We start from the raw sequence: 25022 nt of genomic DNA, 5'->3' as shown, positions 1-25022 counted from the left end.
CGGCCATGGCAACGGTCCGCGACACGACCTACGACCTGCTCCGCGCGCTGGGCCTGACCACCGTCTTCGGTAATCCCGGCTCCACCGAGGAGCCTTTCCTCCAGGACTTCCCGGCCGACTTCCGCTATGTGCACGCGCTGCAGGAGGCCTCGGCGATGGCCATGGCCGACGGCTACGCGCAGGCCACCGGCCGTCCCGCGCACGTGAACCTGCACACCGCCCCGGGCACCGGCAACGGCATGGGCAACCTGGTCACCGCCTGGCACAACAAGACGCCGCTGATCGTCACCGCCGGCCAGCAGAGCCGGGAGATGCTGCTGATCGAGCCCCGGCTGGCCAGCCCCCGGGCCGTCGAGCTGACCCAGCCGTACGTGAAGTGGGCGCACGAGCCGACCCGCGCGCAGGACATCCCGGCGGCCTTCATGCGGGCGTACGCCTCGGCGGTGCAGCCCCCGGCCGGGCCGGTCTTCCTCTCCCTGCCCATGGACGACTGGGACCGGCCGGCCGACCCACCGCCGCAGGTGCGGACGGTGGCCACCCGAATCGCGCCGGACCCGGACCGGCTGCGCGGCTTCGCCGCCACCCTGGCCGCCGCCCGCGCCCCGGCGCTGGTGCTCGGCGCCGCGGTGGACCGGGCCGACGCCTGGCCGGCCGCCGTGGCGCTGGCCGAACGGCTGGCCGCCCCGGTCTGGGCCGCGCCGGCGCCGGAACGAGCCGTCTTCCCCGAGGACCACCCGCAGTTCCGGGGCGTCCTGCCGTACGCGATCGGCCCGCTGGCCGAGACGTTGGGCGGCCACGACACGGTGCTGGTGGTGGGCGCTCCGGTTTTCCGCTACTACCCGTACGTTCCGGGCGACTACCTGCCCGCCGACGCCCGGCTGCTGCACGTCACCGACGACCCGGACGAGGCGGCCCGGGCCCCGGTCGGCGAGAGCCTGCTCGGTGACCCCGGGCTGGCCATGAACGGGCTGGTGGAGCTGCTGCCGCCGACGGACCGGTCCGCACCGCCGGCCCGGGACGACCCGGCGCCGGCCCAGCCGGCCGACCCGCCGAGCGCGGACGCCGTCTTCGCCGCGCTGGCCGCGTGGTGGCCGGCCGACGGGGTGCTGGTGCAGGAGTCACCGTCGAACCTGGCCGCGCTGCGCCGCCGGCTGCGCGTCAGCCGGCCCCGGTCGTACTTCACGATGGCCAGCGGCGGTCTGGGCTTCGGCCTGCCGGCGGCGGTGGGCATCGCGCTGGCCGAACGGGACACCGGGCGCGGCCGGCCGGTGGTCGCGGTGGTCGGCGACGGCTCGTTCCACTACTCGGTGCAGGCGTTGTGGACCGCCGCGCGGCTCGGCCTACCGCTCCCCGTCGTGGTCCCGGTCAACCAGCAGTACGCGATCCTCAAGGCGTTCGCGGACCTGAAGCACACGCCCGGGGTGCCGGCGCTGGACCTGCCCGGGCTGGACCTCGCCGCGGTGGCGCGCGGCTACGGCTGCGCGGCCGAGGTGGTGGAGTCGCCGGACCGGCTCGGCCCGGCGCTGGACGCGGCGCTCGCCGCCGACCGGCCGACCGTGCTGCCGGTGCCGATCAGCACCGACGTGCCGCGGATCCTGTAGCGGTCAGCGGCGCACGACGAGCGGGGTACCGCTGATCACGTCGAGCACCGTCCGGTTGCCCAGAGGCGCCTTCAGCGTGACGCTCACCGGCTTCATCACCAGCTGCATCGTGCACGGACCGGTCGAGCGGACCACCCCGGCGCCGAGGACCACCACGTCGTCCCGCTCCAGCACCAGCGGGGTCGGTTCCCCGTCGCAGGCACCCGTGCCGACCCGGTAGTCGACCCGGTTGCCGGTCACCGCCCCCAGGTCCAGGGCCGCCACGAAACCGTCGTCCACCGGGCGGCTCGGCGCGGCCCCCTCCGGAGCGGTCCCGATCGCGCTCGGCGCGACGGCGAGGCGGGCCACCGGCACCCGGAGCCCCTCCACCGTGAAGAGCCAGGCCGGCACGGTGGCCTCGCCCCGGCTGGTCCGCACCGGAGCGCTGCCGAGCGTCACTCCGGTGACCGTCAGCGGCACGCACGGGGTGGCCGCCTGGGTGGCGACCGGCTCGTCCGGGCCGGGCTCGATGGTGGGGCCACCCTTGGGCCGCGGCGCCGGCGCCATCGGCCGCCCGTCGCACGGCGGCGGGTCGCCCTGGTCCAGCTGGGCGTACGCCTCGGCGGCGCTGACCAGCGGGACGCGCAGCGTGCCGTCCGGGAAGCGGATCGTCCCGTCGGCGGGGCGGGCGGCCGGCAGCTCGACCTGGTCCCGGTACCACCCGTTGAGGAAGGCCTGCTTCGTCTCGTCGGTGAAGCCGGGGTCGCCGGCCAGCACGGTGGCCTCGCCGAGCGGGACGTACCCGCTGCGCCAGGCAGGGCCGGGGCGCCACGCGTCGGCCACCTCGGTGGCCCGCCGGCCGAACGCCTCCCAGCGGTGGTCGGGGCCGGACACCGCCGGACCGCTCGGGTCGGCGGCCGGCGGGCCGGCCGGGTCGGCGCCGGGCGCGGCGCAGCCGGCCAGGACCAGGAGCGGCAGCCCGAGCAGGGCGAGAAAGCGACGCATGCCGGTTGGACGCGACGCCTCCCCGGCCGGTTCCCCGGTCAGTCCTCCCCGCCCAGGTCGGCCTGGTACGCCTCCCAGAGCAGGTCCGCGCCGCGCTGCCGGTGCCGGTCGAGCGCCCGGAGCAGGTGCCGAGCCTGCTCCCGCAACTCCTCGGCGGGCACCGCGGGGAGCCGCGCCGCGTGCTGGAGCGCGGCGATCGCCGCCGCGATGGCGGCGTGCTCGCCGGCCAGCAGGCGTACGCCCCGGTCCAGGCGGGGCGCCTGGTGGAGCAGTTCGGCGTAGAGGCCGGCCGGGCCCTCGGTGGCCCGGACGTGCTCGGCGAAGCCGTGGCCGAGTGGGCCGAGCCGGCCGATCAGGTGCTCCCGCCAACGCGGCTCGGCCGGCACCGAGGTGAGCGCCCGGGCGAGGGCGCGCAGGTCGCCGGGGAGGGCGGGCCGGGGCCGGGGCACGGCGGTGACGGTGGACGGCTGCTGAATCGGCCTGGTGACCATGGGCACCTCCCGCACTGCTGCGCTACCGCGTACAGCGATGGTGAACCCGGGTTCCCGACCTGTCCAGAAGGGGCGGGCGCCTCATCTGCCGCAGCGGCCCCTGCTGTCCCAGCAGCCCCTAGAGCCCCAGCGGATTGCCCGCCATGGTGCGCCGTTGACCCGCGAGGGCGTGCGCGTCCGCGTCCCGGCCCTGGTCCGGCCGGCCCGCGGTGATCGCGTCGGCGAGCGCCCGCAGCTCGTACGGGGGCAGGTTGCCCAGCCCGGGGCCCTGCAACGGGATGGTGACCCGCCGGCCGCTGTCCCGGTCCCGCGCGATCAGCGTCGGCACCCGCACCACCCCGTCGTCCCCGACCCGCTGGGCGAACGCGCCGCCGCGCAGCTCGGCGGTGGCCAGGTCGACGGTGCGGGTGCCGAGTGCGCCACGGACCGAGGCCCGGGTCCCGTCCAGCCAGGCGGCCGTGCGCAGCACCCGCAGCACGAGGTAGAGCCCGAGCAGCAGGAACGGCAGCCCGCAGAGTCCGGCGTAGCGCAGCGGAGCGGGCGCGGCCGCGGCGCCGTCGTGCAGGTCGGGCGGGAGCAGCTCGGGCGGCAGGTCCCGGACGTCCTCGTACGAGGGGACCGGGTCGCCGAAGCCGGTGACCCGGCGCAGCAGACCGTCGGCGACCACCGGCAGCAGCACGAAGGCCGCGCCGAAGGCGCTCAGCAGGACACCCACCACGGCGGCCACGGCGCGCTGGCCGGACGCCGCGCCGACGGAGAGTCGGATCCGCGCGTTGGTCACAGGCGGCAGCCTAGAGCGCCGGCACAACGGGCCCGGACACGACTGTGCGCCCCGGTCCGGGTGGACCGGGGCGCACAGGTCAGGTGGTGGAGGTGCCGGGAATCGAACCCGGGTCCTTCGCCGCCTTGTCAGGGCTTCTCCGAGCGCAGCTCGCTGTGCCTCTACTCGGCCCCACCGATCATGCGAGCGAGTCGGTGTGACGGGCCCAGTCGCTGATTAATCTCGCCGCACGGACCCCGCGACCGGGTCCGGTTGGCCAGCCTTCTAGCTGATGCCGGCTAACTGGGTCGAAGGCGCTCCCAGGCCGACAGACTTGCTACTCGCCTCAGGCGGCGAGAGCGAAGTCAGCGCGATTGTTCTTGGCGCTTATTGGTTTCCGACGAACGATTCTCGAGACGACGTCGGCTTCCTCGGCTCGCTTCCCCTGCCGCAACGTACGAAGTCGAAACCAGTCACCCCCTCGACGGGCTGCCCCTGTCGGCAGCATCACCAAGCCTAACGCCTGGCGCAACCGGATTCATTCCGAGGCCCGCCCCAAGGCGGAACCCGGACAAACCGGAAGTTTCACTCAGTCATGCCCTTGCCGCGCCGGCCCACCACCCGGGCGATCTCCCGGTCGGCGTCCCGCTTGGCCAGGTCCTGACGCTTGTCGTACGACTTCTTACCCCGGGCGAGGCCGATCTCCACCTTCGCCCAGCCGTCGGAGAAGTAGACCTGCAACGGCACCATGGTGAGCCCGCTCTCCTTGGTCTTGCCGATCAGCCGGTCGATCTCCAGCCGCTTGAGCAGCAGCTTCCGGGTCCGCCGGGGCTCGTGGTTGGTCCAGGTGCCCTGGGTGTACTCCGGGATGTGCATGCCGTGCAAGTAGAGCTCGCCGTCACGTTCCTGGGCGAACGCGTCGACCAGCGACGCCCGCCCGGCCCGCAGCGACTTGACCTCGGTACCGGTCAGCGACATGCCTGCCTCGTACGTGTCGAGGATGGCGTAGTCGTGCCGCGCCTTCTTGTTGGAGGCGACCACCTTGCGACCCTTTTCCCGTGGCATCGGCGCCACCTCCTTCCCGTTCCGTCCACGGCCGCCCACCGGCCGCGGAGCGAGATCATGCTACCCAATGACAAGGACCCTCCCGCGCCGATTATTTCCGGCGCGGGAGGGCCCTCGGAGAGCCGTACGGCGAGAACTAGACCCGCAGGTAGAAGCGGAGCGTGACCCAGGCGGTGACGGCGCTGACCAGGCCACCGACGGCGGCCATCAGCGGGAACGTCAGGAAGATCTCGGACCAGGAGATCGGGGTGATCAGGCCCTCCAGGGCCGCCATCGAACTTCCCGCCGCGAGTGTCTTCAAGGCGATCAACGCGACCAGGCCGAGGAGCGAGCCGATCAGACCGGCGACCACCGCCTCCAGCACGAACGGCGCCTGGATGAACCAGTTGGAGGCGCCGACCAGCTTCATGACCGCGACCTCACGCCGCTTGCTGTACGCGGCCACCTGGATGGTGTTGGCGACCAGCAGCAGGGCGGCGATCGCCATCACGATCGCGACGGCGAGCGCGCCGTTCTGGAAGCCGGTGAGCACGCCGAAGACCTTGTCGAGCAGCTTGCTCTGGTCGACGATCGTGTCGATTCCCTCGGAGGTCTTGTACTCGTCGTAGATCTTCTTGTACTGCTCCGGGTTGTTCAGCGTGAGCCGGAAGGACTCCGGGAGCTGGTCCGGCTTGACCGCGTTCACCAGGTCCGGCGCGTCGGCGTACATCTGCTGGAAGCGCTTGTACGCCTCGTCCTTGTTGACGTACGTGACTTCCTTGACCATCGGGTCGGCCTTGAGCTTGGTCTCGAGGTCGGTCCGCTGCTGTTCGTTGACGTCGGTCTTGAGGAAGATCGAGACCTGGACGTTCTCGTAGTAGAGGTCCTTCATGTCGCCGACCTTCTGGTACAGAAGGCCACTGCCGCCCAGCATGAACAGCGACACCGCCATGGTGATGATCATGGCGAGGGTCATGGTGACGTTGCGCCACAGTCCGACCAGTACCTCGGACAGGACGTACTTCATCCGCATCGGGATATTCCTCCGGCTCTCCGGCGTGAGGTGTTCGTCGTCAGGGTCTGCGAGTCGTCAGCGGCTCAGCCGTAGACGCCGCGGGCCTGGTCGCGCACGATGCGGCCGCTCTCGATCTCTACGACGCGGCGGCGCATCTGGTTCACGATGTTGGAGTCGTGCGTGACCATCACGACGGTCGTGCCGGTGCGGTTGATCCGGTCCAGCAGGCGCATGATCTCGATCGAGGTGTCCGGGTCCAGGTTTCCGGTGGGCTCGTCCGCCAGCAGGATCAGCGGCCGGTTCACGAACGCCCGGGCCACCGCGACCCGCTGCTGCTCACCACCGGACAGCTCGTGGGGGTAGCGGTGCTCCTTCCCACCGAGACCGACCAGCTCCAGCACCTCGGGGACGACCCGGCGGGCGACCGCCTTGGTCTTGCCGATCACCTCCAGCGCGAAGGCCACGTTCTCGTAGGCCGTGCGGTTCGGCAGGAGACGGAAGTCCTGGAAGACGCAGCCGATGGAACGCCGGAAGTGGGGTCGCTTCCAGGAACGCATCGACGTGACGTCCTTGCCGTTGACGACGACCCGCCCCTTGTTGGGGGTGACCTCGTGCAGCAGCAGTTTGATGATCGTGGACTTGCCGGAGCCGGATGGACCGATGAAGAAGACGAACTCGCCCTTCTCGATCGAGACGGACACGTTGTCGAGCGAAGGCCGGGACGCCTTCGGGTACGTCTTCGTCACTTGCTCAAGCTGAATCACGGGTCGAGAGTCTACGCGGTGTAACCGGAGAGCCAAGCCCCCAGGCCCTTGGAAGCGCTTCGCGTCGTCGATTCAGCCGGTCAGACAGAGATCGATGACGCACTGCGTCCGAGGTCGATCACGCACCGTCAGCGATGAGCTGCTGCTGCTTCCGCCAGCGGATACCCGCCTCGATGAAGCTGTCCAGCTCGCCGTCGAAGACCGCGGACGGATTGCCCGTCTCCTGCTCGGTCCGGAGATCCTTCACCATCTGATAAGGGTGCAGAACGTACGAGCGCATCTGGTCGCCCCAGGAGCCCGCGGCGTCGGTCTTCAGGCCCTGGAGCTTGGCCTGCTCCTCCTGCCGCTTGCGCTCCAGCAGCCGGGCCTGGAGCACCCGCAGCGCCGAGGCCTTGTTCTGCAGCTGGGACTTCTCGTTCTGGCAGGTGACCACGATGCCGGTCGGGATGTGGGTGATCCGTACCGCGGAGTCGGTGGTGTTGACGCTCTGCCCGCCCGGGCCGGAGGAGCGGTAGACGTCGATCCGCATCTCGTTCTCGGGGATCTCGATGTGGTCGGTCTGCTCCACCACCGGCAGCACCTCGACGCCGGCGAAGCTGGTCTGCCGGCGGCCCTGGTTGTCGAACGGGCTGATCCGGACCAGCCGGTGGGTGCCGGACTCGACGCTGAGCGTGCCGAAGGCGTAGGGCACCTTGACCGTGAAGGTGGCCGACTTGAGGCCCGCCTCCTCGGCGTACGAGGTCTCGTAGACCTCGGTCGGGTAGCCGTGCCGCTCGGCCCAGCGCAGGTACATCCGGAGCAGCATCTCGGCGAAGTCCGCCGCGTCCACGCCGCCGGCGCCGGCCCGGATGGCGACCAGCGCCTCCCGGGAGTCGTACTCGCCGGAGAGCAGGGTGCGGACCTCCATCTCCTGGATGGCCTTGGTCAGCCCGGTGATCTCCGACTCGACCTCGGAGAGCGTGCCGGAGTCGGACTCGGCCTGGGCCAGCTCCAGGAGCACCCCGGCGTCGTCGAGCCGGGAGCGGAGGGTGCCGAGCTTGGAGATCTCGCCGTTGACGTACGACAGCTGCGAGGTCACCTGCTGCGCCTTGGCCTGGTCGTCCCACAGGTCCGGCGCGGAGGCCTCCTGCTCCAGGCGCGCCTTCTGCTCGCGCAGCTTGTCGAGGTCGAGCACGGCTTCGATGTTGCGCAGGGTGGCGTCGAGTTCCTTGAGCTGTTCGGCGTAATCGGCAGCGGTCACGACAGACAAGCCTACTGCGCGGGTGACGAGTGGGCTTGCGAGCCCCGCGGTCACGCGCGAAAAGTCAGCACCGCCTGTGCCGGCCGGGCCGGCGCGGGTGGTCAGCCGACGGGGGCGCCCTTGAGCCAGGACAGCGCGGCCCGGTGGTAGGCGACGGCGAACTCGAGCGCGCTGGCGTCGTAGTTGTCGCCTTCCTTCTTGGCGTTCTTGACCTGCTCACGCACCGCCGCCAGGGCCTCGGTGTGGTACTCGTTCGCCGAGGCGTACAGGTTCTTGAGCTGGCTCGCCGAGTGCAGGTTGCCGAAGGCGATCCGTAGCGCGATCGGGTTACGGATGGTGTCCCGGCCGGGGTTCTCGGCCAGCCAGCGGGAGAATGTCCGTTTTCCGGCCGCCGTGATCGCGTACGGCTGGCTCAACCGCGGCCCGGGCTTACCGAGCCGCACCATACCCTTCTCGGCCAGGACGGGTAGCTCCCGGTAGACCTGGCTGCGGGTCATCGACCAGTACGGCGCCAGCCGGCGCTCGGCGGCGGCCATCAGCTGGCCGCCTGTCATCGGGCCGTCGTGCAGCAGGCCCAGCAGGGCCGCCGCCGTCGGGTTGACTCCGGATTCCGCCATGCCCTCTAAGCTGCCACTTTGTCGGAGCTGGCGTCCAGGATTTGCCGTTTTCGCCACCCGTTGGGTCGTCCGATGTGCACTGTCGGCCGACGACAGTCCGCCGGGGACTTCCGGAGCCTCCCCCGGCCGGCCGGTCGCCGGTGACGCAGGGTGCGCCACCGGCGACCGAAAAGCAGGTCAGCCCATGTGCGGGTAGCCGTGGTCGGTCGGCGGGACGAAGGTCTCCTTGATCGTCCGCGGCGACATCCAGCGGACCAGATTGTGCCAGGAGCCGGCCTTGTCGTTGGTGCCGCTGGCCCGGGCGCCGCCGAACGGCTGCTGCCCGACCACCGCGCCGGTCGGCTTGTCGTTGATGTAGAAGTTGCCGGCCGCGTACCGCATCTTCTCCGCCACCTGGTCGACCACCCGGCGGTCGGTCGCGAAGATCGACCCGGTCAGCGCGTACGGCGCGATCGACTCGGCCTGGTGGACCACCTCGTCGAAGCGGGCGTCGTCGAAGACGTGCACGCCGAGGATCGGGCCGAAGTATTCGGTGGTGAAGGTCTCGTGCGCGGCGTCCGAGCACTCGAAGAGGGTCGGCCGGACGAAGTAGCCGACCGAGTCGTCGGCGGTGCCGCCGGCCAGGATCTTGCAGGTGTCGTCACCCTTGATCAGCTCCAGCGCGGCGGTGTGCCGGCCGAACGCCTTGTCGTCGATCACCGCGCCGCCGAAGTTGCTGAAGTCGGTGACGTCGCCGTAGGTGAGCGAGTCGGCGGTGGCGGCCAGCCGGTCGCGCAGCCCACCCTCCCAGATCGACCGCGGGATGTACGCCCGCGAGGCGGCCGAGCACTTCTGGCCCTGGTACTCGTAGGCGCCCCGGATCAGCGCGGTGTGCAGGGCGTCCACGTCGGCGCTGGTGTGCGCGACCACGAAGTCCTTGCCGCCGGTCTCGCCGACCAGCCGCGGGTAGCCCCGGTAGCGGGCGATGTTGTCGCCGACCGTCTTCCACAGGTGCTGGAAGACCTTCGTGGAGCCGGTGAAGTGGATGCCGGCCAGGTCCGGGTCGGCGAGCACGACGTCGGAGACTTCCTCGCCGCGCCCGGTGACCATGTTGATCACACCGGGCGGCAGGCCGGCCGCCTCGAACAGCCGCATGGTGAAGTGGGCGGCGAACTGCTGGGTCGGGCCCGGCTTCCAGACCACGGTGTTGCCGAGCAGGGCCGGCGCCGACGGCAGGTTGCCGGCGATCGCGGTGAAGTTGAACGGGGTGACCGCGTAGACGAAGCCCTCCAGGGGCCGGTGGTCGAAGCGGTTCCACACGCCCGGCGAGGACAGCGGCTGCTCGGCCAGGAGCTTGCGGGCGAAGTAGACGTTGAACCGAAGGAAGTCGATCAGCTCGCAGGCCGAGTCGATCTCGGCCTGGACCACGGTCTTGGACTGGCCGAGCATGGTGGCCGCGTTGAGGGTGTCCCGCCAGGGACCGGCGAGCAGGTCGGCGGCGCGCAGGAAGATCGCGGCGCGCTCCTCGAACGGCAGCGCCCGCCACATCGGCGCGGCGTCCTTGGCGGCCTGGACCGCGGCGCGGGCGTCGTCGTGGGTGGCGTGGCCGGTCACGCCGAGCACGTGGGCGTGCTTGTGCGGCTGGACCACGTTGATCGGGTCGCCGGCGGCCATCCGCTGCTCGCCGGCGATGGTCATCGGCAGCTCGATCCGCTCGGCGGCCAGTTCGGCCAGTCGCCGCTGGAGCCGCTCCCGGTCGGCGCTGCCCGGCTCGTAGGTGTGGACCGGCTCGTTGCGCGGCTCGGGTACGGAGAACACGGCGTCCATCACAGGCTCCTGTGCGATCTCGACGGCGGTGGCGAAATCGGACCCGCGGGCACCGGCCGGGTGGCCGGGTGCCGGGCACCGCGCGGCGGACCGGTCGCGGCGGCGGGACCTCGGCCAATTCTTCCATGCGAGGGGCCCGGCCCCACCTCCACCGCCCCTGTTCCGGCCGCGCACGCCGGCGCACCCGGACGCACCGCCGCACACCGGACCGTAGGCGACAAGCCGCCCCCGCCCGACGAATCTCTGGACCGGGCCGTCCCCCACCTGCGATCCGTCGCCGGCCGATCACCACGAGGACCGGCCGAGCAGAGCTGGACCGGCCCGGCCCGCCGGCTCCGGAGCGGGACCGGGCGGGCCGCGTACCCTGGATGGCCGGTGACCTGCCCGGCCCGTCGCGGCCGATCCGGCGTCCGTCGAGAGGGAGACGATGAGCAAGCAGCCCGGCAGCTCCACGGCCGCGGAACCGGACCAGCCCGCCGCCGGACAGGCGGTCGAGGCGCCGGTCGAGTCCCCCGCGGAGGAGACCGTCGAGGCCGCGCCCGCCGGGGGCCGGCTCCCGTACGCGCCCGGCGCCCTCGTGCTGGCCGTGCTGTCGGTCGGCTGGCTGGCCGCCATGCTCTGGTCCACCCGGGCCGCGATCACCTCGGCTGCGGCCGGGGTCACCGCGATCAGCCTCTCCGCGTACGCCCTGCCTGGCGTGATCACCGCCGCGCTGGCGGCCGGCGCCGCGGTCGCCCTGGCGGCGACCAACCGGCTGGGCCGGGCCACCCTGCGCTTCCTCGCCGCCGTCGGCGCCGGCCTGCTGGTGGGGCTCGCTGCCGCGGTGGCGGTCAACCTGACGTACGCCGACAACGCGACCACCAACACCATCGCCGGCACCACGGCCGCGGCGGCGATCATCGGTGGGGCGATGGCCGGGGCGCGCAACGCCCGGGCGGTCGGCGCCCTCGCCGCCGCCACGCTGGCCGCGCAGATCTTCGTGGTGCTGTTCAGCCGCGCCCGGGACCCGCTCTCCGACCTGTTCGGCGCCGGGGAGACCCAGCAGTCGATGCTCGACGCCGCGAAGTGGGTGTCCCGGACGGAGTCCCTGCTCGCCGGGCTCATCGCCGGCCTGGTGGCGTACCTCTACCTGGCCTGGGCCCGGCGTCGCGACGAGCGGCGGGACGGGGTCGCCGCGGAGGTGCGCTGGCCGGCGTACCTGGTGGCCGGGGCCGGCGCGGGCCTGCTCCTGCTGCTCACCGAGGTGATCATCCGGGTCGGCGGGCGCGGGCTGCTCGACCTGGCCGCCGCGCTCAGTGAGGCCGACCAGGTGGCGCAGACGGCGCTCGGCACCTCGCGGGTGGACAACGCCATCTGGGTGCTCTTCGTGGGGGCGCTCACCGCGCTGATCCTGTTCGGCCGCACCCTCGGCCCGCGCGCCGCGGACGACGAGGACGAGTCCGACTCCTGACCCCCGCGGGTGTCAGGAGACCTGGCGCAGCAGCAGGTCCAGCTCGGTCACGTCGTACCACTCCAGCTCGTGGTCCTCGGCCCCGTCGACGGTGAACTGGGCGTCGGGGTCGCCGGCCTGCGCCTCGGCCACCACCTCGGCGGCGGCGGCCACGTCGTCGACCGCGTCCGCGCCGTCCACGTGGATCGCGGCGACGGACTTCACCGGCACCGGCCCGGCGAGCCGGACCACGCTCGACCCCAGCTCGCCGCCGATCCGGCCGACCGCGCTGGCCGGCAGGTCCACCGAGACGACGACCCGCCGCCGGGGCGCGCCCGGATCGGCCCGGAGCAGCAGCAGCGCTTCCTGGGCGGCCCGGGTGAAGGCAACGTACTCCAGCTCCTCCTCGTCGCCCTCGGCGTACCACTCCCGCAGCTCCGGGGTGACCGCGTGCGCCCCCTCGCCGGCCAGGCCCTCCTCGCGCAGCCGGGCCAGCATGGGGACGGTCGCCGGCACGTACACCCGGACAAGCTCGTCGATCACCGGTCTCTCCCCGCCGTCAGGCCCGGCCGGCGAACGCCGGCTCCGGGCGCCGATCATGCCGTACGCCGTGACCGTCATACACCCCGCACCCGCCGCGGAGAAGTTCCACGCCGGTGTGTCCCCCGGTCGGATTCGCCGTGCCGGGCCTGGGGCGATCCGGCTCGTGGTGGCAAACTGAGGCAAACGAAGCCAACCCCGGGAGTCACCGTGGAGCCGAGGTTCCTGCTGCTGTCCGACGTGGCCGCCGAGCTGAACGTCTCGGACTCGCAGGTCTACCACATGGTGCGCAGCGGCGAGCTGCCCGCCATCAAGATCGGTGGCCGGGGCCAGTGGCGGGTGGAGCGCGCCCGACTGGAGGAGTACATCGAGCGCAAGTACGCCGAGACCGCCGAGTGGGTACGCGGCAACCCGCTCACCGACCGCGACATGGAGTGACCGCCAGGTGGCGCACGGGCATTGACGGTCGGCATTGTCTGCCCGAGAATGAGAGCCTGTCGGAGGCAAACGAAGGCAAACGCAAGGAACTGGGGTTGAGGATGGTCGACACCCGCCGCCCGCTGGCACCGCGTCCCCCGGTCCGGCTCCGGCCGGCCCCGCCGCTCGACCCGCCCTGCACCGACCAGGACCCGCCCTGGGGCGACGCCTGGGGCAGCGTCGACCAGCTCGCTTTCGACCTCTTCGAGCCGCCCGGCCGGGACCCCGACCGCCCCGCCGGCCGGGCCGCCGATCGCCCCACCCGCCGCGCCACCGGGTGGGCCGGTGACGTCCGGCCGGCGCCCACCGGGCCGGGGCGTGCCGCCGGGCCTCCACCGGCCGCCCTGGTGACCGCGACCCCCGAGGCCGCCCGCGCAGCGCACCGCTTCGTCCGCACCTTCCTGGAGATCGCCAACGGCTACCGCCCACCCGGGCAGCTCCGGCCGCTTTGCCTCCCCGAGGCCGCCACCCGGGTGACCGCCGAGCTGACCCGCGCCGCCCGCCGGGTCGGTCCGGTACGCCGCCGCACCGCCCGACCGGTCCTCCAGCTGCGCCGGCTGCGGGTCTGCGAGCCACGGGCGGGCGCGGTCGAGGCCGCCGCCGTGCTGGCCGGCGCCGGCGGGGTGAGCTGGGCGATCGCGCTGCGCCTGGAACACCGCCGCGGCACCTGGCTCTGCACCGTCCTCGACGTCCTCTGAGCCCCGTCCCCACCCGCCCTTTCGGCGATCTTGCGGTTCGAGCCCGCACAATGCCACTTTTGTGGTTTTCGCCGGGGCACCAACTGCAAGATCGCGGAAGTGTCCGGGGTGGGACAGGGACGGGCCCCGGCCGGTGGCCGGGGCCCGTCGTGCCTGCTGGGGCGGGGTGGGTCAGTTGCCGCCGTTGGGGGCGCCGTGGCAGCGCTTGTACTTGCGGCCGGAGCCGCACGGGCAGGGCGCGTTGCGGGACGGGCCCTCACCCGCGCCGTCGATCTGGCCGGGGGCGGCCCGCCGGGCGGTGCTCGCCGCGACCGCCTGGCCGCTCATCCCGGCCGTCGACCGGCGCGGGGTGGCGGCGGCGGGACGCTCCGACGTCTCGGGGCGGCCGATGCCGAGCGCCGGCGCCTGCTCCTCGGCGCGCTCGAGGACCGGCGCGCCGCGACCGGCCTCGCCGTCGACGGCGGGCGCCGAGTATTGCAGGCCCTGCTGCTGCGGCGTGCGGTTGAGACCCTTGGCCCGGATCTCCACCGGCTTCTCCAGCAGCTGGACCTCCTCGGCCTCCGGCTCGGGCTCCTCGACCTGCACGTCCAGGTTGTAGAGGAAGCCGACCGTCTCCTCCTTGATGCCGTCCATCATAGTGGCGAACATGTCGAAGCCCTCGCGCTGGTACTCGATGACCGGGTCGCGCTGGGCGTACGCCCGGAGGCTGATGCCCTCCTGGAGGTAGTCCATCTCGTAGAGGTGCTCGCGCCACTTGCGGTCGATCACCTGGAGCAGGACCATCCGCTCGAGCTGGCGTACCGCCTCCTCGCCGAGCTGCTCCTCGCGCTTGTCGTACGCGGCGTGCGCGTCCTCCTTGAGGCGGGCGAGCAGGAAGTCCTGGTCGAGGCCGGCCCGGGAGCCCACCTCCTCCTCCAGCTCCTCGATGGTGATGCCCACCGGGTAGAGCTGCTTGAGGTTGGACCAGAGCTGCTCGAGATCCCAGTCCTCGGCGTAGCCGTCGCTCGTGGCGCCCACCACGTACGCGCCGACCACGTCGTCGATCATGTTGCGGACCTGCTCGGAGAGGTCCTCGCCGTTCAGCACCCGGAGGCGCTCGGCGTAGATCACCTGGCGCTGCTTGTTGAGCACCTCGTCGTACTTCAGCACGTTCTTCCGGATCTCGGCGTTCTGGCCCTCGATCTGGGCCTGGGCGCTCTTGATCTGGCGGGTGACCATCTTCGACTCGATGGGCACGTCCTCCGGGATGTTGAAGCGCTCCATCACCGCCTCGACGGCACCGGCCCGGAAGCGCTTCATCAGGTCGTCCTGGAGGGAGAGGTAGAAGCGGGACTCGCCGGGGTCGCCCTGCCGGCCGGCGCGGCCGCGCAGCTGGTTGTCGATCCGGCGCGACTCGTGCCGCTCGGTGCCCAGCACGTAGAGGCCACCGGCGGCGGCCACCTCCTCCGCCTCGGCGTCGCAGGCCTGCTTCCAGGTGGGCAGGACCTCCTCCATCGCCTTGGCGTACTCCTCCGGCTGCTCGACCGGGTCGAGGCCGCGCTGGCGCAGCTCGTTGGCGGCGAGGAACTCGGGGTTGCCACCGAGCAGGATGTCCGTGCCGCGGCCGGCCATGTTGGTGGCGACGGTGACCGCGCCCTTGCGCCCGGCCTGGGCGACGATCTCCGCCTCCTTGGCGTGGAACTTCGCGTTCAGCACGGAGTGCGGGATGCCCCGGCGGCGCAGCATGTGGGAGAGGATCTCGGAGTTCTCCACCGAGACCGTGCCGACCAGCACCGGCTGGCCCTGCTCGTGCCGCTCGGCGATGTCCTCGACCACGGCGTTGAACTTGGCCTTCTCGGTCTTGTAGATGACGTCCGCCCGGTCGAGGCGGACCATCGGCCGGTGCGTCGGGATGGTCACGACGCCGACCTTGTAGACCTTGTTGAACTCGCTCGCCTCGGTCTGGGCGGTGCCGGTCATGCCGGAGAGCTTCTCGTAGAGGCGGAAGTAGTTCTGGAGGGTGATCGTGGCCAGGGTCTGGTTCTCCTGCTTGATCTCCACCCCCTCCTTGGCCTCGATCGCCTGGTGCATACCCTCGTTGTAGCGGCGGCCGTGCAGGATGCGGCCGGTGAACTCGTCGACGATGAGGACCTCGCCGTCGCTGACGATGTAGTCCTTGTCGCGCTTGTAGAGCTCCTTGGCCTTGATCGCGTTGTTCATGTAGCCGACGAGCGGGGTGTTGACCGACTCGTAGAGGTTGTCGATGCCGAGCCGGTCCTCGATCTTGGCGACACCGCGCTCGGTGATGGCGATCGTGCGCTTGGCGTGGTCGACCTCGTAGTCGCCCTCGCCGTCGGTGCCCGGCTGGAGGCGGGCCACCACGGCGGCGAACTCCTGGTACCAGCGGGCGGAGTGCTCGGCCGGGCCGGAGATGATCAACGGGGTCCGCGCCTCGTCGATGAGGATCGAGTCGACCTCGTCGACCACCGCGAAGAAGTGGCCGCGCTGGACCAGCTCGTCCCGCGACCAGGCCATGTTGTCGCGCAGGTAGTCGAAGCCGAACTCGTTGTTGGTGCCGTAGGTGATGTCGCACTCGTAGGCCGCGCGGTGCTCGCTGGCCGGCCGGTTGGGCAGCACCACGCCCACGGTGAGGCCGAGGAACTCGTGCACCCGGCCCATCCAGGCGGCGTCGCGCTCGGCCAGGTAGTCGTTCACCGTGATCACGTGCACGCCCTTGCCGGCGAGCGCGTTCAGGTAGACCGGCATGACCGAGGTGAGGGTCTTGCCCTCACCGGTCTTCATCTCGGCGATGTTGCCGAAGTGCAGGGCCGCGCCGCCCATCACCTGGACGTCGTAGGGCCGCTGGCCGAGCACCCGGGCGGCGGCCTCCCGGCACACCGCGAACGCCTCGGGCAACAGGTCGTCGAGCGTCTCACCGTCGGCGAGCCGCTCCCTGAACTGGTCCGTCATGTCCCGCAGCTCGTCGTCGCTGAGGTTGACGTAGTCGTCCTCGATCGAGTTGACGGCGGCCGCGATGGCCTTGAGCCGGCGCACCATACGGCCCGCGCCCGCGCTAAGGACCTTTTCCAGAATCGACACGGATCAACGCTCCCCTAGACAGTCTCGAACCATCGTAGGCGCTCCGACGCGGCGATGGTCACTGGTGGCGGCGGTCCGGAGCCGCGAACCCGACATAACGCCGAGCGGGCGCGCTGACCGGCGGTAATCGGGTTACGCCGTACGCGAACGATCCGGCACGATGGCTCGGGTGGAGCCTGTGGAGATCATCGAGGACGGCCTGCTGCTGCGAGCCTGGCGAGCGGAGGACGCCGACGCGGTGTACCGCGCCTGCCAGGATCCGGACATCCAGCGCTGGACCACCGTACCTCGCCCGTACCTGCCCGAACACGCCCTCGGATTCGTGACCGAGATCAGCGCGACCGCCTGGGCGGAGGGCACCGGCGCGCCCTTCGCGGTCTGCGACACGGCCACCGGCGAGCTGCTCGCCTCCTGCGGGCTGGTCGCGATCAACCGGGGCCTCGACTCGGCCGAGATCGGCTACTGGACCGCACCTTGGGCCCGGGGACGGGGCGTCGCAGTGCGGGCCACCCGGGCGGTCGCCCGCTGGGCGTTCGACGCACTCAAGCTGCGCCGGTTGATCTGGCAGGCGGAGGTGGGCAACCACGCCTCCCGGTTGGTCGCGCTCCGGGCCGGCTTCCGGGTCGAGGGCGAGCTGCGCCTCGCCCACCCCGCGGTCGGCGGCCGCCCGGAGGGCTGGATCGGCTCCCTCCTCCCGGCCGAGCTGGCCGCGCCGGGCGAGCCCGTCCCGTACCCCCCGGACACCCTCCAGGCCCGGCGGGCGGCGGTCTTCGGCCGGCCCCAGCCGGTCCTGTTCGCCACCGCCGGTGCCACCGAGCTGCGACTCCGCCCCTTCGAGGAGGGGGACATCGACGCGCTCGTGACCACCTGCCGCGACGAGGAGACCATCCGCTGGACCACCGTGCCCCACCCCTACCAGCGCGAGCACGCCGAAGGCTTCCTGCGGGACGTCGCGGAGGCGGCCTGGGCCCGGGGCACCGGCGCCTCCTACGCGGTCGCCGACGCCGAGGACCGGTACGTCGCCTCGATCGACCTGCGCATCTCCCCCACCAGCCCGCTCGTCGCCGACGTGGGCTTCATGACCGCGCCGCACGCGCGGGGGCGGGGCTACCTGCCGGCCGCGCTGACCGCGCTCTGCGCCTGGGGCTTCACCACGCTCGGGCTGGCCCGGGTCGAGTGGCGGGCCAACGTGGGCAACACCGCCTCCCGCCGGGCCGCCGAGAAGGCCGGCTTCACCGTCGAGGGCACCCTCCGCGGCGGCGTCCAGCACCGCGGGGAACGGCAGGACGTCTGGATCGGCGGGCTGCTCCCGCAGGACCTGCGGTGACACCGGAGACCATCGAGGCGTACGGGGTGCGGTTGCGGCCGGACCGCCTCACCGACGTGACGGACATGGCCGCCGCCTGCGCCGACCCGCTCACCCAGCGGTTCCTGCCCGGCCTGCCCGACCCGTACACCGAGGAGAGCGCCCGGTGGTGGATCACCGAGGGCGCACCGGCGGCCTGGGCCACCGGCGGCGCGGCGTACACGATCGCCGACCCGGCCACCGACCGGCTGATCGGCGCGGCCGGCCTCAGCCACCCTGTGGCGGAGCGCGGGCAGGCGGAGATCGGCTACTGGGTCGCGCCGTGGGCGCGCGGCCGGGGCGTCGCCACGGCCGCCACCCGCGCGCTGGCCGAGGCGGCCTTCGCCGCCGGAACCGTTCGGCTCGAACTGCTCAGCCAGGAGGAGAACGCGGCCAGCCAGCGGGTGGCGCTGGCCGCCGGGTTCCGGCACGAGGGGGTCCGCCGATCGGTCGGTCAGGGTCGGGACGGTCGGCACGACCTGGCCGTCTGGGTACGCCTCGCCGACGACCCGCCCGGGCCGACCGCGCGGCTGCTGCCGGACCTGCCCGAGGGCCGGCTCACCGACGGCGTGGTGACGCTGCGCCGGCTCGGGCCGGCGGACGCCGAGGCGCTGTACCGGCTGCACACGCTGCCGGAGGTGGTGGCGAACCGGGTCCCGCCGGTGGCGCCGGACCGGGAGTCGATCGAGCGGCGCTGCCGCCTGGCGGAGAGCCACTGGCTGGCCGGCCGCTCGGCCGACCTCGCGATCCTCGACGCCGCGACCGGCGCGGTGGCCGGCGGCTGCGCCCTCGTGTACGACGAGCCCGCCACCGGGCAGGGCATGCTCGGCTACAGCCTGCTGCCCGAGGCGCGCGGCCGCGGGCTGGCCGCCCGGGCGGTGGGCCTGGTGGCCGCCTGGGCGTTCGACGTCGGGCTGGCCCGGCTCTGGGCCGGCACCCGGCCGGAGAACGCCGCCTCGCAGCGGGTGCTGGCGAAGGCGGGGTTCCGCCGGGAAGGGCTGCTGCGCGGCCGGCTCCCCGGCCCGGACGGCACCCGCACCGACTCGGTGGTCTTCGGCCTGCTGTCGACCGACCGCACCCGCTGACGACGGAGGCCGTGGTGGTCGCCCACCACGGCCTCCGGCCGATGTGTCCCTGCGAGGGGTGGTCAGGGGTCAGGTGTCGAGCGAGATGATCCCGTAGTCGTAGGCGTGCCGGCGGTAGACCACGCTCGGGCGGCCCGACTCCTTGTCCTGGAACAGGTAGAAGTCGTGGCCGACCAGCTCCATCTGGAACAGCGCGTCGTCGACCGTCATCGGCTCGGCGGGGTGCACCTTCGCCCGCGCGATGTGCCACGGCTGGTCGTCGGGCTCCTCGTAGCCGAGCTCGTCGGGCCGTTCGGCGACGGCGGTGGCCGTCCCGTGCCCGTTCAGCGTCGCCAGGCCGGGCCCGTCCAGATCGGCCACCGGCAGGTCGGCGGTGGCGGCGGCGACGGAGAGCGGCGCGTGCCGGCCGCGGTGCACCCGGCGGCGGTCGGCCGCCCGGCGGAAACGCGTGTCCAGCTTGGCTATGGCGGCGTCCAGCGCACTGTAGAAATCGTGCGTGCAGGCCTCGGCCCGGATCACCGGACCACGCGTCACGCAGGTGATTTCCACCCGCTGGCAATGATCGGCCTGGCGCGGATTGCGCTCGTGGAACAACTCGACGTCCACGCGAATGAGTTTGTGATCGTAGCGTTCGATCTTCGCTAGCTTCTCGGCTACGTGTACCCGGTAATGGTCCGGCACTTCGACGTTACGGCCCTTGACCACGATGTCCACGTGACCTCCCTTGTTCGGACGGTCGTTCGGTCCGGATCTTCCGGTCGACAGCACCCAGGGAGAGCCCCGCTCGGCGTCGACCGGTACGTACGGCTACGCCTCCTTCCAGGCCGGGGGAAGGTTGGCAACCCTCCTACCCCCGACACGAAAACGCTAACGCCTGTTCGGCCACCAGTCACCCCCAGTTGCCGGGAGAGGCCGCGAAATTTAACAGCTCATACACCATGGGGTGAAACGGAAACACGAAGCGTCACCAATGGTGCCGCTTTTGCGTTGCGGCGAGCACGGCCGCGACCTTTGGCGACATTCCCGCTGCGTGCAGGATGCGGCTCACCGCCGCCAGGGTCGCCCCCGTGGTGACGATGTCGTCCAGCAGCACCACGGGCCCGGTCGCCCCACCGGCCCGGCGCAACCGGAAGGCCGCCTCGGCCGCCGCGGCCCGGCCGGCGCTGTCCAGCGCCACCGAGTCCGGCCGGGGCAGCGCGCGCAACGGCCGGAGCACGCGCACCGGCCAACCGGCCGCGCGCAGCCGGACCGCCGCATGTCGGGTGAGCCGGTCCAGGTGGTCGCCGTACCGGGCGCGGGCCGCCAGCGCGGTGTCCGGCACCGCCACCAGGGTCACCGGGCGCCGCGAACCCACCGCCGCGGCGACCACCTCGGCCAGCAGCGAACCCAGCGGCCGAGCGAGCCCGTGCCGGCCCCGCTCCTTGTACGCCAGCAGCCCGCTCCGCAGCGCGCCCGCGTACGGGCCGAGGGCCACGCAGGGCGGCAGGCCGGCCGGGGCCGGATCGGGGCGGGTCGGCGCGGGAGTCAGCGCTTCCAGGTCACCCACGCAGCGTGGGCAGAAGCCCTGGCGCAGGCCGGGGATGCGCTCGCCGCATCCGGCGCACCCGGCCGGCAGCACCAGGTCGGTCAGGTCCGACCAGAGCCCACCCAGGTCCGGCACCGGCGGCTCAGTAGAGGAAGAAGGGGGCGGTCGGGTTGGTCGCCCGGCTACCCGCCGGCACGTCCAGCACCTGTTCCCGCTTGATGATGTCGAACGGGTTGTTCCGGAAGGCTGCCCGGTTCGCCTCGTACATGTACGACAGCGACGGCAGCCCGCCGACGGCGCCGCCCGGATAGGCCGCCAACTGGGTCACCTCGGCGCCGATGTTCGTCTTGAGGGGGATCTCCTGGGCGCCGTCGACGGTCAGCTGGTGGATCGCCGGCCGGTCCGCCTCGTTGCCGGCCAGGACCAGCTCGTTCTCCGCGACCCAGTCGACCGCGGTGACCGCGGTGAGCAGGCTGACCAGAGGGCGCGGCTGTCCCACGCTGATCACGCCGCCGTCGACGCTGACCGCGGCGACAAACAGGTTGCCCCCGCTGACCAGGGCGATCCGGTGTCCGTCCAGGGACCCGGCGACCGCCACGACCGGGCCGGGGACGGCCAGCGGGACCTGGTTCATCGCGGCCGCATCGTCGAACCGGTAGAGCTTGCCGTCGGCCGCCACCAGGCCGGCCGGGTGGCCCTTGTCCAGGGAGCGGAGCCAGGTGGGTCGGCCGATCGTGCCGAACGTCCGGCTGTTGGTGTTGAACACCGTCACCGGGTCCGGGCCGGAGCCGACCCGGAGCCGCTGCCGGCCGTCCGCCCCGGCCACCACCAGCGCGGCCAGCACCTGGTCGTCGGCGCGGGCGACCGCCGCGGAGACCACGTTCTTGTTGGCGTCGGGCGCCAGCGGTACGCCGACTCTCGGTTCGTTGCCGATGGCCAGCGGGCGGACGGCGCCGTCGTAGACGCTGAACCGCGCCGGGACAGCCCTGGCCGGGTACGCGACGTGCGCCGTCCGCTCCTGCTCGAGGTCAACGCTGAGCCGCTTCTGGTTCTGGATCTTCAGGTCGAGCTGACCGCTCAGCTCGGGCAGCGACCAGGCGAGCTGGGTGGCGAGCCGGGCGAGCCGCTTGTCGTCGGCCGCCGGCATGGCCAGGTCGACCTCCCAGTGCCCGTCCGAGCCGGTGGCGTTGTTGATCGGCCGGGTGCCGTCGGGCAGCCTCGTCACACCCTTGGCCAGCCAGTCCGAGGGGCCACCGGTCAGCCACTTCACCACCTCGGTGACCCGCCGCTCAGTCGGCACCGACGAGGGCAGGTAGCGCAGGTCGGGCACCAGCCGCGACTGGTCCGAGTTCCAGAAGTAGATGGTGCGCGAGCGGTAGTACTCGTGCAGCGCCTTGTCGCTGATCAACAGGTCGTTCGGCACGTCGGTGAGGAGCAGCGCCGCGCCGGCCGGCTCGGCCCGGCGCAGCTGAAACACGTACTCGGTCTCGTTGGCCCCCGGCGGGGCCAGGGTGCCATCGGCGCGCAGCACACCGACCTGCTGCACCTTGACCGTGACCTTGCTGGTGCCCTGGTTGTTCGGCGGTGTGACCTCAGGCTTCTCCCGGAGCCGGACCACGGTCAGCTGGATCTCGCTGCTCTGCTTCTCCGTCAGCCGGCCCCGCGCCTCCGGCGCGACGAAGTCCTTGACTCGGCTGTAAGCCTGCTCGCGCTCCCCGGCCGCGGCCGCCCGCAGGTAGTTCTCGATGAACGCGCCGGGCTCGGCGCTGTCGGTCGGGGTGGGCGGCCGGGCGGGGCTGCCGTTGAGCGCGCCGGCCTCGGCGGCCGGGCCCGAGCCGTCGACCTGAACCTCGGTCTGGTCCGGGATGCCGCAGCCGGCCAGCCCTGCGGGTAGCAGCGCGCCCGCTAGCAGCGCGGTCACCAGCCGCCGCCTCAGGACCGGCTCACTCCTCGCGCTCACGATGTCACCTGGGCCCGGTCCGCGCCATCGGCCGGCCCGACGGCCAGCGCCCCGGCGTCGCTGCCCGGCCCGATGGCGAGCAGTCCGCCGTCGCGCGGACCGCCGAACGGCAGGGTGGCGTCGGCCGGCACCAGCCGCAGCGGTGAGGTCGTCAGCCGGTCGCCGGCGCGGGCCGGCAGGGTCAGCCGGAACTGGGCACCCTGCCCGGGCGCGCCCCACGCCTCCAGCCAGCCGCCGTGCAACCGGGCGTCCTCCAGGCTGATCGACAGGCCCAGCCCGGTGCCGCCGGTCTGCCGGGCCCGGGACGGGTCGGCCCGCCAGAACCGGTTGAAGACCAGCTTCTCCTCGCCCGGCTTGAGCCCGACGCCGTGGTCCCGCACGGTGATCGCCACCGCGCTCTGGTCCATGCCGAGGGTGATCCGCACCGGCTTGGCCTCGCCGTGCTCGACCGCGTTGCCGACCAGGTTGCGCAGCACCCGCTCGACCCGGCGCGGGTCCACCTCGGCGATCACCGGGCTGTCCGGCAGGTTCAGCTCGATGGCCACCCCGACCCGTTCGGCCAGCCCGGACAGCCGCTCGGCCACGCGGTGCACCACCGGCACCAGGTCGGTCGGCTCGCTGTCGAGCATGGCGAAGCCGGCGTCGAAGCGGCTGATCTCCAGCAGGTCGGTGAGCAGCTCCTCGAACCGGTCCAGCTCGGCCTGGAGCAGCTCGGCGCTGCGCGCCACGGCCGGGTCGAACTCGTCCCGCTCGGCGAAGATCAGGTCGGCGGCCATCCGGACCGTGGTCAGCGGCGTCCGCAGCTCGTGCGAGACGTCGGAGGTGAACCGGCGTTGCAGCCGGGACATCTCCTCCAAGCGGAGGATCTGCCGTTGCAGGTTGGTCGCCATCTGGTTGAACGAGGCGGCGAGCAGGGCAAGGTCGTCCTCGCCGTTGACCACCATCCGCTGGTCGAGCAGGCCGGCGGAGAGCCGCTGCGCGGTCCGGGCGGCCACCCGCACGGGGGTCACCACCAGGCGGGTGACCAGGGCGGCCAGCAGGCCGAGCAGGAGCACCAGGGCCGCGCCGGTGGCGACGACGGTGGCCCGGGCGTCGGCCGCCGTGGCGTCCTGCCGGGCCAGGGGGACGAGGTAGTAGAGCTCCAGCTGCCCAAACCGGGTCGGCACCGGGGAGCCGTAGACGAGGTATTTGGTGCGCTGGCCGCCGAGCGTCCCGGTGCGGATCTGGTGGGCGACATTGCCGGCGGCCACCGAGGCCCGCAGCTCCCGGCTGATCAGCGGGCGGACCTGCACGTCCGGGGAGGTACGCGGCTCGATGTTGGTGAAATTGTCCGCGGTGATCGCCACCACCACGCCGCTGGTCTGCGCCGGGTCACCGCCGGCCAGGTAGTTGACCGTGCCGTCGATGGTGTCCTGGAGCTGGGCCTCCTGCGGCTGGCTGTAGAGGTTGAACTGCTTCGAGGCGTAGTCGCTGCCGTTGCGCAGCCGCAACAGGACGTCGGTCTCGGCGTTCTCCAGCAGGATGTTGGTGAGCTTGTCGGCGATCAGGTACGCGAACCCGCCCACCAGCAGGCTGGACGCCACGAGTGTGATGGTCACCACACGAACCTGGAGCGACCGCCGCCAGGTCTGGTGCATGCCGGCGGCCAGCCGGGCCGTACGGCCGGCCAGGACGCGCCACAGCGCCCGCGCGGCGCGGAGCCGGCGGGACGCGGTGGTCGGCGAGTCGGGGGGCGGGGAGGTCACCACAGTGCTGACCAGGCTATCCGGTGCCCGCCTTGTAACCCACGCCCCGAACGGTGAGGATGATTTCGGGTCGCTCCGGATCCGGCTCGATCTTGGCGCGCAGCCGTTGCACGTGCACGTTGACCAGGCGGGTGTCGGCGGCGTGCCGGTAGCCCCAGACCTGCTCCAGCAGCACCTCGCGGGTGAAGACCTGGCGCGGCTTGCGGGCGAGCGCGACCAGCAGGTCGAACTCCAGCGGCGTGAGCTTGACCTCCTCGCCGTCCCGGCTGACCGTGTGCGCGGGCACGTCGATGGTGATCTGGTTGCCGGGCGGGCCGATGGTGAGCAGCTCCGGCGCCACGTCCTCGCCGCGGCGCAGCCGGGCCCGCATCCGGGCCACCAGCTCCTTGGGCTTGAACGGCTTGACCACGTAGTCGTCGGCCCCGGACTCCAGCCCGAGCACCACGTCGACCGTGTCGCTCTTGGCGGTCAGCATCACGATCGGCACGCCGGACTCGCCCCGGATGGCCCGGGCCACGTCGATGCCGCTCATGCCGGGGAGCATCAGGTCGAGCAGGACGATGTCGGGCCGGCTGTCACGGAACGCGGCCAGTGCCCGTTCTCCGTCCGCGACGAAGGAGGGCACGAAGCCCTCGCTGCGCAGGACGATGCCGAGCATCTCGGCGAGTGCGGGGTCGTCGTCGACCACCAGTACCCGGGCTCTCATGGGGTTTATCGTTCCATCCCCGTTCGCTAGGAGGGTGCGCCGTCTTCACGGCACGGTAGCGCCGAGGGCGGTCCGGCACCACAGCTGACGGCGTGGCCGCCCGCGTGGCGCG

Annotated in this window: 22 protein-coding genes and 1 other RNA gene; 6 read left to right on the top strand and 17 right to left on the bottom strand. The window is 72.5% G+C overall.

Translation table 11 applies throughout. The features are described from left to right. The first annotated feature begins 5 nt into the window (after window positions 1-5). Window positions 6-1601: a benzoylformate decarboxylase gene (mdlC, locus tag AB0F68_RS15060; RefSeq protein ID WP_357337513.1), complete on the top strand. Its 1596-nt coding sequence runs from the start codon at window positions 6-8 to the stop codon at window positions 1599-1601. A 3-nt stretch (window positions 1602-1604) separates the two neighbouring features. Here mdlC and AB0F68_RS15055 read toward each other — a convergent pair whose 3' ends face one another. From AB0F68_RS15055 to pruA, 10 genes are all read right to left on the bottom strand, one after another. Then, window positions 1605-2585, bottom strand: coding sequence for a hypothetical protein (locus tag AB0F68_RS15055; RefSeq protein ID WP_357337500.1), 981 nt, complete (start codon window positions 2583-2585; stop codon window positions 1605-1607). Window positions 2586-2623: 38 nt separating this feature from the next. Next, complete coding sequence (locus AB0F68_RS15050; protein ID WP_357337497.1) at window positions 2624-3076, bottom strand: hypothetical protein; 453 nt, start codon at window positions 3074-3076, stop codon at window positions 2624-2626. A 118-nt stretch (window positions 3077-3194) separates the two neighbouring features. Further along, window positions 3195-3857 carry a hypothetical protein gene (locus AB0F68_RS15045; RefSeq protein ID WP_357337495.1) on the bottom strand — a complete coding sequence of 221 codons (663 nt, stop codon included), beginning with the start codon at window positions 3855-3857 and terminating at the stop codon, window positions 3195-3197. 84 nt (window positions 3858-3941) lie between these two features. After that, window positions 3942-4317: a transfer-messenger RNA gene (gene ssrA / locus AB0F68_RS15040) on the bottom strand. Between the two features lie 104 nt (window positions 4318-4421). Then, window positions 4422-4901: an SsrA-binding protein SmpB gene (gene smpB, locus AB0F68_RS15035; protein ID WP_357192782.1), complete on the bottom strand. Its 480-nt coding sequence runs from the start codon at window positions 4899-4901 to the stop codon at window positions 4422-4424. A gap of 136 nt (window positions 4902-5037) precedes the next feature. After that, window positions 5038-5913, bottom strand: coding sequence for a permease-like cell division protein FtsX (ftsX, locus tag AB0F68_RS15030; RefSeq protein WP_357337489.1), 876 nt, complete (start codon window positions 5911-5913; stop codon window positions 5038-5040). A gap of 65 nt (window positions 5914-5978) precedes the next feature. Then, a complete protein-coding gene (ftsE, locus tag AB0F68_RS15025) occupies window positions 5979-6659 on the bottom strand; it encodes a cell division ATP-binding protein FtsE (RefSeq protein WP_262286553.1) in 681 nt (226 codons plus the stop codon). A gap of 118 nt (window positions 6660-6777) precedes the next feature. Further along, window positions 6778-7899 (bottom strand): peptide chain release factor 2, encoded by a 1122-nt coding sequence (prfB, locus tag AB0F68_RS15020; RefSeq protein ID WP_357337484.1) that lies wholly within the window; start codon window positions 7897-7899, stop codon window positions 6778-6780. Between the two features lie 101 nt (window positions 7900-8000). Beyond that, window positions 8001-8516, bottom strand: a complete 516-nt coding sequence (locus AB0F68_RS15015; protein ID WP_357337481.1) for a PadR family transcriptional regulator — start codon at window positions 8514-8516, stop codon at window positions 8001-8003. 177 nt (window positions 8517-8693) lie between these two features. Then, complete coding sequence (gene pruA / locus AB0F68_RS15010; RefSeq protein ID WP_357337478.1) at window positions 8694-10322, bottom strand: L-glutamate gamma-semialdehyde dehydrogenase; 1629 nt, start codon at window positions 10320-10322, stop codon at window positions 8694-8696. A gap of 427 nt (window positions 10323-10749) precedes the next feature. Between pruA and AB0F68_RS15005 the strand changes: the two genes are divergently transcribed. Further along, complete coding sequence (locus tag AB0F68_RS15005; RefSeq protein ID WP_357337475.1) at window positions 10750-11772, top strand: hypothetical protein; 1023 nt, start codon at window positions 10750-10752, stop codon at window positions 11770-11772. Window positions 11773-11784: 12 nt separating this feature from the next. On the opposite strand, the gene AB0F68_RS15000 is transcribed toward AB0F68_RS15005, so the two are convergent. Then, window positions 11785-12294, bottom strand: coding sequence for a hypothetical protein (locus AB0F68_RS15000; RefSeq protein WP_357337473.1), 510 nt, complete (start codon window positions 12292-12294; stop codon window positions 11785-11787). Window positions 12295-12501: 207 nt separating this feature from the next. Between AB0F68_RS15000 and AB0F68_RS14995 the strand changes: the two genes are divergently transcribed. Beyond that, the gene (locus tag AB0F68_RS14995) at window positions 12502-12729 is read left to right on the top strand and encodes a helix-turn-helix domain-containing protein (RefSeq protein ID WP_357337470.1); all 228 of its coding nucleotides are present in this window, start codon (window positions 12502-12504) and stop codon (window positions 12727-12729) included. A 101-nt stretch (window positions 12730-12830) separates the two neighbouring features. Continuing rightward, window positions 12831-13466, top strand: coding sequence for an Rv3235 family protein (locus AB0F68_RS14990; RefSeq protein ID WP_357337795.1), 636 nt, complete (start codon window positions 12831-12833; stop codon window positions 13464-13466). 171 nt (window positions 13467-13637) lie between these two features. On the opposite strand, the gene secA is transcribed toward AB0F68_RS14990, so the two are convergent. After that, window positions 13638-16544 carry a preprotein translocase subunit SecA gene (gene secA / locus AB0F68_RS14985; RefSeq protein ID WP_357337468.1) on the bottom strand — a complete coding sequence of 969 codons (2907 nt, stop codon included), beginning with the start codon at window positions 16542-16544 and terminating at the stop codon, window positions 13638-13640. A 160-nt stretch (window positions 16545-16704) separates the two neighbouring features. Here secA and AB0F68_RS14980 point away from each other — a divergent pair, with 160 nt between their 5' ends. Both AB0F68_RS14980 and AB0F68_RS14975 read left to right on the top strand, forming a co-directional pair. After that, entirely contained in the window at window positions 16705-17871 is a 1167-nt protein-coding gene (locus tag AB0F68_RS14980) for a GNAT family N-acetyltransferase (RefSeq protein WP_357337459.1), read from the top strand. Next, a complete protein-coding gene (locus AB0F68_RS14975; RefSeq protein WP_357337457.1) occupies window positions 17868-18974 on the top strand; it encodes a GNAT family N-acetyltransferase in 1107 nt (368 codons plus the stop codon). Before AB0F68_RS14980 ends, AB0F68_RS14975 begins: the two co-directional genes overlap by 4 nt. A gap of 69 nt (window positions 18975-19043) precedes the next feature. Here the strand turns inward: AB0F68_RS14975 and raiA are convergent, their stop codons facing one another. The 5 genes from raiA to mtrA all read right to left on the bottom strand — a co-directional run bounded on the left by raiA (window position 19044) and on the right by mtrA (window position 24910). After that, complete coding sequence (gene raiA, locus AB0F68_RS14970) at window positions 19044-19688, bottom strand: ribosome-associated translation inhibitor RaiA (RefSeq protein WP_357337455.1); 645 nt, start codon at window positions 19686-19688, stop codon at window positions 19044-19046. Window positions 19689-19938: 250 nt separating this feature from the next. Next, window positions 19939-20592: a ComF family protein gene (locus tag AB0F68_RS14965; RefSeq protein ID WP_357337793.1), complete on the bottom strand. Its 654-nt coding sequence runs from the start codon at window positions 20590-20592 to the stop codon at window positions 19939-19941. 49 nt (window positions 20593-20641) lie between these two features. Beyond that, window positions 20642-22435 carry an LpqB family beta-propeller domain-containing protein gene (locus tag AB0F68_RS14960; protein WP_357337790.1) on the bottom strand — a complete coding sequence of 598 codons (1794 nt, stop codon included), beginning with the start codon at window positions 22433-22435 and terminating at the stop codon, window positions 20642-20644. Between the two features lie 20 nt (window positions 22436-22455). Further along, window positions 22456-24096: an MtrAB system histidine kinase MtrB gene (mtrB, locus tag AB0F68_RS14955; protein ID WP_357337788.1), complete on the bottom strand. Its 1641-nt coding sequence runs from the start codon at window positions 24094-24096 to the stop codon at window positions 22456-22458. Window positions 24097-24220: 124 nt separating this feature from the next. Continuing rightward, a complete protein-coding gene (mtrA, locus tag AB0F68_RS14950; protein ID WP_046564340.1) occupies window positions 24221-24910 on the bottom strand; it encodes an MtrAB system response regulator MtrA in 690 nt (229 codons plus the stop codon). Window positions 24911-25022: the final 112 nt, after the last annotated feature.

The sequence above is a fragment of the Micromonospora sp. NPDC023966 genome, assembly GCF_040639095.1.
Lineage (GTDB): Bacteria > Actinomycetota > Actinomycetes > Mycobacteriales > Micromonosporaceae > Micromonospora.
Note: the sequence above shows the minus strand (reverse complement) of the source record. Positions and strands in the feature narration are given on the sequence as shown.

Excerpts from the sequence above, each read along its gene's own strand:
- mdlC (WP_357337513.1), top strand. The coding sequence starts at position 6 with ATGGCAACGGTCCGCGACACGACCTACGACCTGCTCCGCGCGCTGGGC.
- AB0F68_RS15055 (WP_357337500.1), bottom strand. The coding sequence starts at position 2,585 with ATGCGTCGCTTTCTCGCCCTGCTCGGGCTGCCGCTCCTGGTCCTGGCC.
- AB0F68_RS15050 (WP_357337497.1), bottom strand. The coding sequence starts at position 3,076 with ATGGTCACCAGGCCGATTCAGCAGCCGTCCACCGTCACCGCCGTGCCC.
- smpB (WP_357192782.1), bottom strand. The coding sequence starts at position 4,901 with ATGCCACGGGAAAAGGGTCGCAAGGTGGTCGCCTCCAACAAGAAGGCG.
- ftsX (WP_357337489.1), bottom strand. The coding sequence starts at position 5,913 with ATGCGGATGAAGTACGTCCTGTCCGAGGTACTGGTCGGACTGTGGCGC.
- AB0F68_RS15015 (WP_357337481.1), bottom strand. The coding sequence starts at position 8,516 with ATGGCGGAATCCGGAGTCAACCCGACGGCGGCGGCCCTGCTGGGCCTG.
- pruA (WP_357337478.1), bottom strand. The coding sequence starts at position 10,322 with ATGGACGCCGTGTTCTCCGTACCCGAGCCGCGCAACGAGCCGGTCCAC.
- AB0F68_RS15005 (WP_357337475.1), top strand. The coding sequence starts at position 10,750 with ATGAGCAAGCAGCCCGGCAGCTCCACGGCCGCGGAACCGGACCAGCCC.
- AB0F68_RS14990 (WP_357337795.1), top strand. The coding sequence starts at position 12,831 with ATGGTCGACACCCGCCGCCCGCTGGCACCGCGTCCCCCGGTCCGGCTC.
- AB0F68_RS14980 (WP_357337459.1), top strand. The coding sequence starts at position 16,705 with ATGGCTCGGGTGGAGCCTGTGGAGATCATCGAGGACGGCCTGCTGCTG.
- mtrB (WP_357337788.1), bottom strand. The coding sequence starts at position 24,096 with ATGCACCAGACCTGGCGGCGGTCGCTCCAGGTTCGTGTGGTGACCATC.
- mtrA (WP_046564340.1), bottom strand. The coding sequence starts at position 24,910 with ATGAGAGCCCGGGTACTGGTGGTCGACGACGACCCCGCACTCGCCGAG.